The following is a 10,397-nucleotide window of genomic DNA, read 5'->3' as shown; positions in this document are numbered from 1 at the left end:
TTGGTTACTTGTGTGACAAAAAAAGCAATTATTGATCTGAAGTTGCGCAGATATGCGCTATAAATAGCGACTTATGCACCAAAGTAAGCAACTTGTATGAAAAGTTAGCTTTGGATGAGTCATAAAAGGCTATTGATGCAATAGAATAAAGTAAGGGATGCACTATAAAAGGCGAGGGATGGTGCAAAAGAACTAAATTATCTCACATGAAAAAGTAGCTATCGCTACCGGAAAGAGATCATCTGCTGTTAGAAAAGTAAGCATCTCCCCAAAAAAAGTTATCTCTTCCAAAAAAGTAATTATAGCCCACCGTTTTTAAATTATAACCTGGCAAAAAGTAATTATCTCTCACCGAAAATCAATTGTCACAGGAGGAAAAATCAAAATACCACGCCGGCATATGATGAACAGAGATGGCATAATTTTTTCTATTCTTGTAGGATATTTAAAAAATACCATAACTCCCCTAAAATCAATTGTAAATAGGAGCAATACATGTCCAACCAGCCAGATGCAAATTTGCGTTCGCATAATGTTATGCAAAGCGAATTCGCAAACTTAGTAACTCTCGTAAATTCTATTCCCGCCTTAGTTGCATATATAGATTGCAATATGGTTTTGCAGTTTTGCAACCAGCACTTTAAAACATGGTTCCATGTAAATGACGAGGTAGCCGGGGAAAAATTTCCACAGATAGTGGGCTCGGATATATTTGACCAGGTGCAACGCTATATGGGAAAAGTACTGGTGGGTGAAACTGCTCATTTTCAAATTATCGTTAATACAAAAAGCAATCTTCAGTACCTCGAGGCTACCCTTTCTCCCCATTTTGAACAACAAACTCAAGTAACAGGGTTCATTTTTCACTGCTCGGATGTTACCGAAAAAAACAGGACCGAAAGAGCCCTTAAAGATTACTTTGAAAATGCCACTATATGTCTGCATTGGGTGAATGCCGATGGTATTATTGTTTGGGCAAACCATGCAGAACTTAAGCTGTTAGGCTACGCAGAAGAAGAATACATTGGGCGTCACATTTCAGAATTTCATGCCCAAAAAAGTACCATCGAAGATATTATGAGGCGTTTGATCAATAAGCAGCGAATCGAGAATTACGACGCAGACCTTGTATGCAAAGATGGATCCATAAGACATGTAACTATAAATTCTTCGGCGTTATGGGAGGGCGAAAAATTTGTGCATACGCGGTGCTTTACCATTGATGTTACTGAGCAGAAATTGGCTGCAAAAGTTGTCATAGAGAGCGAAGAACGCTTCAGACAAATGGCAAGCCTGGTGCCGCTGGTCATCTGGACCACCGATGAAAAGGGTGATTGTAACTTTTTGAGTTCGAAATGGCAGCAATTGACTGGCAGGTCAATCCAGGAGGGGCTTAAAAGATTATGGTTCAATTTTATTCATCCCGATGACCGCAATAACGTCATCACTTCATGGTCAAATTGTTTTCATGCCCGCCAACCTTTTGAGGCAAAATTCAGGCTTTTGAGCGCATCGGGAAATTACATTATCGCTTATGCGAACTCAGGTCCTATATATGATACCGGAAAAGAAGTCACAGGCTACATAGGAATTCTTCAGGATATTTCGGCCGAGGAGCAAATAAGGCATTCACTGGAAAAAATTGTATTGGACAGAACGGAAGACCTCCGAAAAAGGAACGTAGATCTCAGGCAGGCCGAAACAGTGTTGAAGGTGAAGAATGAGGAACTTGAAAAGATCAACAACCAGCTCTCCTCTTTTGCGCATATTGCCAGTCATGATCTGCAGGAACCGTTGCGAAAAATTCAGATGAACTTCGATAGGCTTTTTTCCATTGAAGGTGATAAATTCTCTGAGAAAGGCAATGAATTATACCATCGTATTATTGATTCCACAAAACAGATGAGAAACCTCATCCAGGATCTGTTGACTTACGCCAAGAGCAATGACTATGAAGGGAACCTGGAAGAAGTTGATCTGAATGTAATTCTTACAAACACGATAAGTGCACTTGACGCAAAGATCACCGAAAAAAATGCAACGATCAAGGTTGGAAAATTGCCTGCATTGAAAATTGTTGCCTTCCAGTTTCACCAATTATTTTTAAACTTATTGAGTAACGCACTAAAATTTGCCAGGCCAGGTGTAGATCCATACATCGAGGTACACAGTGAGTTGGTGGAAGGCAACGGTCTGCCGGATATTCCTGGTGAAGTTACTAAGGGTTATTATCACCTGAGCGTTTCAGACAACGGAATCGGGTTTGACCCTGAGCAGTCTGAAAAAATTTTTGAGATGTTTTATAGATTACATGGACGCACTATCTATGAAGGCACAGGACTTGGCCTTGCCATTTGCAAGAAAATAGTAGAGAATCACAAAGGAATAATAGCTGCGGAAGGTAGACAAAACGAAGGCGCAGTTTTTCATATATATTTACCCGTTGAAGAAGTTGACATATGTTAACAATGCAAACCGGGCAAGAAATAAGTTATAATAATTATTTAGAAAATTTAAGCAATGTATTCCCTGAAAATAAATAACGGTGAATGGGCTGCAAGTTCGAGTGAAGTTTTTTGGGGCGAGATCGCGCCCTGTGAGCATGTTGTACAGATCTATGAAAATGATGAAGATTTTCTTGACCTTCTGACAGGATTTGTCAGTAATGGCGTCAATGTTGGGGAATGTGCTGTAGTTATTGCCACCACTGCGCATTTAAAAGCTTTAGATGAACGACTCGCTGCTTCCGGGTACGCTGTTCCTTCATTAATTTCCGGAACCCAATATATTCCTCTTGATGCAGAAGAAACTTTAGCCAAATTCATGGTAAATGATTGGCCTGACGAGAGTCTTTTTCATAAGGTCATACGGGAAGTAATAATGAAGGCAAAAGGAAACAGCCGTAAAGTGCGCGCTTTTGGTGAGATGGTGGCGATCTTATGGGCTAAAGGATACGTGGGCGCCACCGTAAGGCTGGAATATCTTTGGAACAAGTTCTGTGAAAATGAAGCCTTCTGTTTGTTTTGTGCATATCCCGAAAGCGGTTTCACTCAGGACGCCGCAGAATCAGTTATGCATATTTGTAACGCCCATACCAAGATGATTACAGGTGGGGGAAAAGGCAAGGAGCACGTTTTTTACAAACCGGTTGAACGAAAACGGTAAAGGACAAGCGGTAACTGTGCACCTGCCTGATTTTGTACATTCGGGGAAATGTAGCCAACATGCAATTTGCTCCAGCCGATATTTTAAGGCCTTATGTGAAGAATTATACATTGATCTCCATCGACAATGATCTGACAGATGAAGTTTTTTACCCGAGTGGTTATGTTGATCTGGTCATAAATGTTTCGGAAGGAAATGCCATCACCTTTATTGACGGCCGAAGAAGGAAACTTCCTGGCGTTGAAGTGCTCGGACATCTTACGTTACCTTCCCGGCTTACGGTTACAAAAGGCACGGCTGTATTGATTGCCAGGATCTACCCTTATGCCAGCTCGCTATTCTTTGCTGATTCCATGTCGGAGTTCACCAATTATGCTACGGATGCTTACGGAATATTTTCGGGGGAGATCGATACTATTTATTATAGTTTGATGGAGGCTGAATCCAATGAACAAAGGGTTGCCCTGCTTGACAGGTTCCTGATCGGAAAGCTTATTAAGAATGAAAAACTACATAGGAAGTCTGCCATGATCGGGCAGGCGTGCAGACATCTGTTTTCGATGGGTGATTCATATGACAGTAAAACCCTGTCATCCCATTACGGGCTTTCAGAAAGATATCTGGAAAAATTGTTTGTAGACATGGTAGGCATTTCACCACGCGCGCTTTTTTCAGTACATAGATTTAATAAGAGCCTCGAACTGGTCCTTTCATCCGGCCGGAAGTTAACATCAATTGCCTATGATTGTGGCTACTATGACCAATCACATTTTATAAAGGAGTTCACAAAATTCACCGGGATCACCCCCTTCGAAGCAAGAGCTTCGCTCCTTACCAACGGTGAGGAATTTCAGCAGGTAGTCAATATAGGCTTTTAAGAAATGATAAGCATCCATGGGATGCCTATCATAATTTTTATTGTTGGGCTGCGCGGTTGCTGCTGAACATATCCCGATGCATTTTCCAACCGGTTGCAGTCTTTTTCCAGATCACGATTACCTTTCCCTCATCTAATTTCTTATTGTTAAGGTCGAACAATTCATAATTGCTTTCTTCTGTAACAAAGTCATTCCCGTCTCCATAAATATGTTGAATGATAAATTTACTATGCATTTTGGGACCGCCTTTGAAAAAGTTAAGGATATTGTCCCGGCCGCATACCGGAGCAGCATTTGGGGGCAGGAGGCAGGCGTCTTCTGTGTATCGCGTTAAAATGGATCCATCGCCTTTATTTGCCAGGTCAGAATAGATAGCGTTGCTGGCAATGATGGCTTTTCTGGCCTCCTCCAATTGCTGGTCTTTTTTCGATTGAGCACGGCTAAAGCAGGAGGCAGTCAGGAACGACAATAAAAAAATAATTCCTTTCATATACTTGTTTTATGACAAAATAACTGCCCGCGGCGCACACAAAATTGTAAGATTCCGCACAGATCAGTACTCCTCTTTTCCACAAGATTATTTTTTCAATTTGTGTGTTAACGCCTGCGATTTATTTACGCAATCGTTCCCGGCGCAAAAGAGTAGAAAATGATCCCTGGTTTTAATTGAATTAGTTGGTTTTTATAGCAATACAACTGAACTTTGTAAGTTATATTTTAGAGATCTCATAAAGTTATTTTAACTTTAATTACGTCAGAATAACAATTATAAGTCCATTTTGAGGCCCGGGTTTAGCGCTGGCCTACTGACCATACGAAATAAAATGCTCCCTGATTTATAGTGTCTTCAGGAAGGCAGCCTGAATGACTATGGCTCTTTATGCTCCCTCTCGACGCACAAGTGAGAGCGGATAAGATTTTAAATACTCTAACACAAACCAAAACGATCGCAGTATGAAAAGTAAGATGATCCTGCTTGTTCTGATGCTATGGACTTGTAGTTTGTTCGCCCAGGAACAAAAAGTATCGGGAACTATAACAGAAAAAAGTACAGGCTCGGGCCTCGCCGATGTTTCCGTGACAGTTAAAGGCACCAGTATTGGAACCCGTACAAATGAAAAAGGATTTTTTTCTTTCCAGGTGCCCCGCCCGGGTGATGTACAACTGGAGATCAGCCTCGTAGGTTATAGTAAAAAACTGGTGACAGCAAAAAATGGTGAGCCGCTGAGCATTACGCTCGATAAAGAGTCTACCAACCTGAACGAAGTAGTAGTGATAGGGTATGGTACGGTTAAGAAAAAAGATTTGACCGGTTCCGTAGCCTCTGTAAGTGGAAAAGCGATTACGGACGCACCGGTTCCCAATATTGCGCAGGCCATGCAGGGAAAATTACCGGGGGTAAATATTACTACACAGGACGGAAGGCCGGGTGCTGATGTCGCCATTCGCGTGCGGGGCGGAACTTCCATCTCGCAAAGCAATCAGCCATTGATCCTTGTTGACGGCGTTCCGGGTAATATCAGTGATGTTCCTGCAGACCAGGTGAAAAGCATCGATGTGCTGAAAGATGCCTCTGCTACGGCCATTTACGGTGCGCAGGGCGCCAACGGGGTAATTTTGATTACCACAAAAGGCGCAACGGCAGGCAAAACAATCATCAGTTATAATGGGTATCAAAAATGGAATACGCCGGTAAAATACCTGGCAGCATTGAACCCCTATGACTATCTGCAGTACGTATGGGCCAATGCAGCCGCCAATGGAGCCGCTTATCAAACGCCCTTTGAGAAATTATATGGCCTCGGCGCCAATGCCGGCAACAATACGGGCGGCATTGATAGTTACCAGGGGCTTGCAACCCACGACCCGCAACGGGATATCTATAACAGTTCTATTTCGCGCAACCACGACCTTACGATCTCGGGTGGTACAGAAAAAACAAAAGTGTACATTTCGGCCAACTATCTCGATGAACAGGGGATGAAACTGAATTCTTATCTAAAGCGGGCTAACCTATCGTTTAAGGTCAACCATAAGCTGTTTGATAATGTAACCTTTAGCCTCGATACCCGTTTTGTAGATACCAGAAGCCTTGGTGATGAAGGCACCACCAATGGTAGTGGATCTATTCTCTCTACAGCTTATAAATTCCGGCCTATTACCACGGGTAATATTTTAGGCGATCTGGGTGCGCTGACCACGGGTAATATTGAACAATACGGAAAAAATTCCTTGTGGGACACGTACGCTCCTGCAGCGCGCGCTGCAGATTATGACCCGCTTACACTCGATCAAACACTTCGTGGCCAGGCGGCTTTAAACTGGGAAGTGATCAAGGGGCTTACTGCGCATACCGACCTGTTTTTTAACAGGGGATGGGACACGCGTAAATACTGGTCGGGCGCTGTGTATAATAATTATCTGGATGATGCCGGGAATAAAAAATTTGCAGGCAATGCTGACTATCGCAAAAACGATAGCTGGCAAATGCGTTGGTCAAATACGTTGAATTATCAATTCCAGGTCAATGACGCTAACCGGTTTAGTGTGCTGGGTGGCTATGAAATATACAATTCCGGTGGAACCGGATTGGCCATCCAGGCGACCCGCTATCCTTCGAATTTTGACGGGAAAACAGCTTTTGGGCAAATCAACCAGATCGATTCCACGGGTTCGTCTACCATTTCTTCCAACGTAGCTACGCCTGTTCGTATCAATTCTTATTTTACCCGGGTTAACTATACTTTGCTCGACAAGTATTTATTTACGTTCACCTTCCGGGCCGATGGCTCTTCCAAATTTTCACCCACAAATCGCTGGGGATATTTCCCGGCCGGCGCTTTTGCCTGGAAGATGTCGGACGAATCTTTTTTAAAAGATGTTAGCTGGCTGGATAATTTAAAACTACGCGCTTCAATCGGCGAAGTGGGTAATAATGGTATTAGTGCCAGCCTGTGGTCCCAATCATGGGCCTCCGTTACCGATCAGCGCTTGCAATATGCCATCAATCAGCAGCGGCAGCTTTCGTATGACTTTGCTAATGCCACCCGGGCCAATCCCGATCTGAAATGGGAAACCACCATCACCCGCGATCTGGGCGTTGATTTCTCTTTCTTTAAAAACCGGTTGTCGGGAACTATCGACTTGTATCATAACACTACCAAGGACCTGCTGATGATAGCCACCATTCCCGGGATCACCGGTTTCACCCAAACAACTGCCAATGTGGGACAAACAAGTAACAGAGGGGTAGAATTGTCATTGAACGCAACGCTGTTCGAAAACAAAGACTGGAATGTGTCTGTAGGTGGTAATATCAACTTCAATAAAAGCAATATCGATGAACTGGCTGGCAATGTAAACGGTCTGTATAGCGCAAGCTGGTCCGGTACTCAACAATATCCGACGCAGGATTATATTCTGCAACAGGGCCACCCTGTTGGCCTTGTCCGTGGCCTGAGATATGATGGTTTTTATACGCCTGATGATTTTGATTATAATAATGGTACCTATACCTTAAAAAAGGGACTGCCTAATAATAGTAATAATATTGGCGTTGTGCATGGTATTCCCAGTTCGAATTCGGCTGCCTATCCCGGATTACCAAAATTCAGAGACCTGGATACGAATGGTATTATCGATGGGAACGATCTGGCTGTTATTGGAAACATGAATCCTGTTCACACAGGCGGGTTCAACGTAAGCGCTTCGTATAAAGGTTTTGATTTTGGCATGTACTTTAACTGGAGCTATGGCAACCAGATCTATAACGCTAATAAGCTGGCGTCGTTATATGGCCCCAAGGAAGCAGGCGTTTATGAAAACCACCTGGCCATTCTTAAAGATGCTTATAAAATCTACGATGTACAGAACGGACAGCTGGTAAAACTCACTACACCCGATCAGTTGAATGCCGCCAATGCAAATGCTAAATTACCCCTGGCGTATAATGAGGTAGGCGTAACCTCATCGCTGGGGATCGAAGACGGTTCATTTTTGCGCCTGAACACACTGGTGTTGGGTTACAACTTGCCCAAATCTATAGTGTCTAAAGCGAAGATCAGTCATCTGCGTATTTATGGCAGCATCTATAATGTGTTTACGCTTACAAGTTATTCCGGGCTCGATCCTGAAGTAAACGTAGATCCTAACCACAACAACAGCCAATATCCCACTACCGGGCTTGATTTTGGTGCGTACCCCCGGCCTCGTTCTTATGTTGTTGGTGTGAATCTTAGTTTCTAATTATTAAAAGCGCAAAAATGAAAAAGTTAATAAACTATATATTACCAGTTACGTTGTGCATTGCTTTTACCCAATGTAAAAAAAGTTGGTTGGATACAACTTCCCCATCCAACGTAGACGATGCTTTCGTTACCTCCACGCCATCGGAAACTTTCAAAACGCTTTCGTGGTGTTATGCCAACTACCGGCAGAACTGTGTTATGGGAACCTACAGATGGAACGACCCCATTGGTTCGGATGCTGAAATGTACCCCGAGGATGGCTCCAGTAATAACCTGAATGCCATTTTACGGTCCGACCTGTTGCCTATAAACTCCGCTTCAGGTGGATTTAACGGTTTGTATAGCACATTGGCCCGGGCAGTCAAAGTAGCCGGGCTTATTAAAGCAAAAGCAGCTTATCAGACAGATGTGGCGGACGGTAAACCTACCGACTGGACGCACCTGTACGGCGAGGCTATGACTATAAAGGCGCTGTGTTATTTTGATCTGATAAAACATTTTGGAGATGTGCCTTATGGTTATGAAAATACAACTGTAACAGATTATTCCCTTAGTTCCCGGTTTGATATCTACGATAGCCTGATTGCGGACCTTAAAAATGTTGAACCCCTGATGTACAAAATAGGCGAGGGGGGAATAAATGCCGAACGGATGTCAAGAACATTCTGCGATGCCCTGATCGGGGAACTGGCGCTTTTTTCAGGCGGCTATCAAACCATCCGTACCGATGTAGATGGTTTATATGGAAGTGTAACATTTACCAAAAAAGGGGCTGAACAATTTGGCTGCGTATATGCCCGGCGTACCGATTACCTGGATTATTACAAAATTGCCGATCAATATTTGCAGGCCGCCATCGATAATAAAGGTGCAGCCAATTTAATTACTACCGACGGCAGGCCTAATGCGAGCAACCCCTTTCAACGGCATTTCCAGTATTTTGCAGATCTGCAAACGAGTCCGGAGTCTTTGTTTCAATTGGGCAATATCAAGGGCGGGGTACAGGTAACCACCAGCGAATATCCCTATGCATTTGGCCGGCCATCAGATGGCGGCAGCGCCAATGCGGCGCCTACCAAAACGTTCGGCGCGCTTCGGATCATTCCTACTTTTTACTATGGGGAATTTGAAAATGGCGATAAAAGAAGGGATGCCAGTGTGACTGTTACCGGGAGCAATGGCGATGGAAATGAAAAAATACTTTCTTTTACCCCGGGAAATAAAAGCACCGGTGGCATCGCCATCAACAAATGGGACGAGAACCGGATGAACCCACCCTACACGGCAGCTCAAAGAAACTCGGGGATGGATTGGCCGATCCTGAGAATGGCTGATGTGATCCTGCTATCGGCTGAAGTGAAAGCTGAACTAGGGCAAAGTGCTGCTGCTATTACGTTGGTGAACCAGATCAGGCAACGGGCTTTTGGCAATACCAATCATAATATAAGCGGATTGGCCGGTGATGCTTTAAAAGAAGCAGTATTACAGGAACGTAAACTGGAACTGGTGGGCGAAGGAACCCGCCGCTGGGATCTGATCCGCTCAGGAAAGTTCCCTGAAAAAGCCATGGCGGTTCGCCAGGACATGGCGACCCTGATCAACGATCTCAAAACACAGGGCTTCCATAAATTTCCCAATGGTAACCAGATCTCTACTTATATCTATACAAAAATGATTGCCTTAGCCAACCCATTGACCTATGATGTGACCGACAGCACCAGACCGGAGCTGTACCCTGGCTGGCGGGGTCAATTTAATTTCAGTACAATAAGTTCTGTAACAGTAAAAGGTACCGCGCATAACCTGGCCATTCAGGGTTTATTTACAAATATCGATGCAACCACTGCGGCTACTCTGGTAAGCCAGGGCTATGTAAAAACCAATTGGGGCATTAATTTAATAAGCGCTCCTGCTACTATTGCCGCCTATGACCGGAATATTTTGTCGGGGATCACCAGTCCCAATGATCCGCCCCGATACTACTGGCCAATTCCAACTGAAACGATCAGTAATTCGAAAGGAAAAGTCACCAACGGTTACGGATTGCCACAGTCATAACAGACTTAAAAAAAGGATCGCATCTCGCGGTCCTTTTTTATTCCTTAAT

The 10,397-nt window shown here is 43.8% G+C and carries 6 protein-coding genes; 5 read left to right on the top strand and 1 reads right to left on the bottom strand.

From position 1 onward, the window contains the following. Positions 1–495: 495 nt before the first annotated feature. The 3 genes from ACJ751_RS26645 to ACJ751_RS26635 are packed head-to-tail and all read left to right on the top strand — an operon-like array spanning position 496 to position 4,043. A complete protein-coding gene (locus ACJ751_RS26645) occupies positions 496–2,466 on the top strand; it encodes a PAS domain S-box protein (RefSeq protein WP_407748585.1) in 1,971 nt (656 codons plus the stop codon). Positions 2,467–2,520: 54 nt separating this feature from the next. After that, positions 2,521–3,165, top strand: a complete 645-nt coding sequence (locus ACJ751_RS26640) for an MEDS domain-containing protein (RefSeq protein WP_407748584.1) — start codon at positions 2,521–2,523, stop codon at positions 3,163–3,165. Between the two features lie 59 nt (positions 3,166–3,224). After that, a complete protein-coding gene (locus tag ACJ751_RS26635; protein WP_407748583.1) occupies positions 3,225–4,043 on the top strand; it encodes a helix-turn-helix domain-containing protein in 819 nt (272 codons plus the stop codon). Between the two features lie 37 nt (positions 4,044–4,080). Here the strand turns inward: ACJ751_RS26635 and ACJ751_RS26630 are convergent, their stop codons facing one another. Next, positions 4,081–4,533, bottom strand: coding sequence for a YybH family protein (locus tag ACJ751_RS26630; RefSeq protein WP_407748581.1), 453 nt, complete (start codon positions 4,531–4,533; stop codon positions 4,081–4,083). 464 nt (positions 4,534–4,997) lie between these two features. Between ACJ751_RS26630 and ACJ751_RS26625 the strand changes: the two genes are divergently transcribed. Beyond that, positions 4,998–8,288 carry a SusC/RagA family TonB-linked outer membrane protein gene (locus ACJ751_RS26625; protein ID WP_407748579.1) on the top strand — a complete coding sequence of 1,097 codons (3,291 nt, stop codon included), beginning with the start codon at positions 4,998–5,000 and terminating at the stop codon, positions 8,286–8,288. A 17-nt stretch (positions 8,289–8,305) separates the two neighbouring features. Beyond that, positions 8,306–10,348 carry a RagB/SusD family nutrient uptake outer membrane protein gene (locus ACJ751_RS26620; protein WP_407748578.1) on the top strand — a complete coding sequence of 681 codons (2,043 nt, stop codon included), beginning with the start codon at positions 8,306–8,308 and terminating at the stop codon, positions 10,346–10,348. Positions 10,349–10,397: the final 49 nt, after the last annotated feature.

It is taken from the genome of Niastella sp. (assembly GCF_045805085.1).
Classification (GTDB): Bacteria; Bacteroidota; Bacteroidia; order Chitinophagales; family Chitinophagaceae; genus Niastella.
The sequence above is the reverse complement of the archived record's forward strand: the minus strand, read 5'-3'. Positions and strand labels throughout refer to the sequence as shown.

Excerpts from the sequence above, each read along its gene's own strand:
- ACJ751_RS26640 (WP_407748584.1), top strand. The coding sequence starts at position 2,521 with ATGTATTCCCTGAAAATAAATAACGGTGAATGGGCTGCAAGTTCGAGT.
- ACJ751_RS26635 (WP_407748583.1), top strand. The coding sequence starts at position 3,225 with ATGCAATTTGCTCCAGCCGATATTTTAAGGCCTTATGTGAAGAATTAT.
- ACJ751_RS26625 (WP_407748579.1), top strand. The coding sequence starts at position 4,998 with ATGAAAAGTAAGATGATCCTGCTTGTTCTGATGCTATGGACTTGTAGT.
- ACJ751_RS26620 (WP_407748578.1), top strand. The coding sequence starts at position 8,306 with ATGAAAAAGTTAATAAACTATATATTACCAGTTACGTTGTGCATTGCT.
- ACJ751_RS26630 (WP_407748581.1), bottom strand. The coding sequence starts at position 4,533 with ATGAAAGGAATTATTTTTTTATTGTCGTTCCTGACTGCCTCCTGCTTT.
- ACJ751_RS26645 (WP_407748585.1), top strand. The coding sequence starts at position 496 with ATGTCCAACCAGCCAGATGCAAATTTGCGTTCGCATAATGTTATGCAA.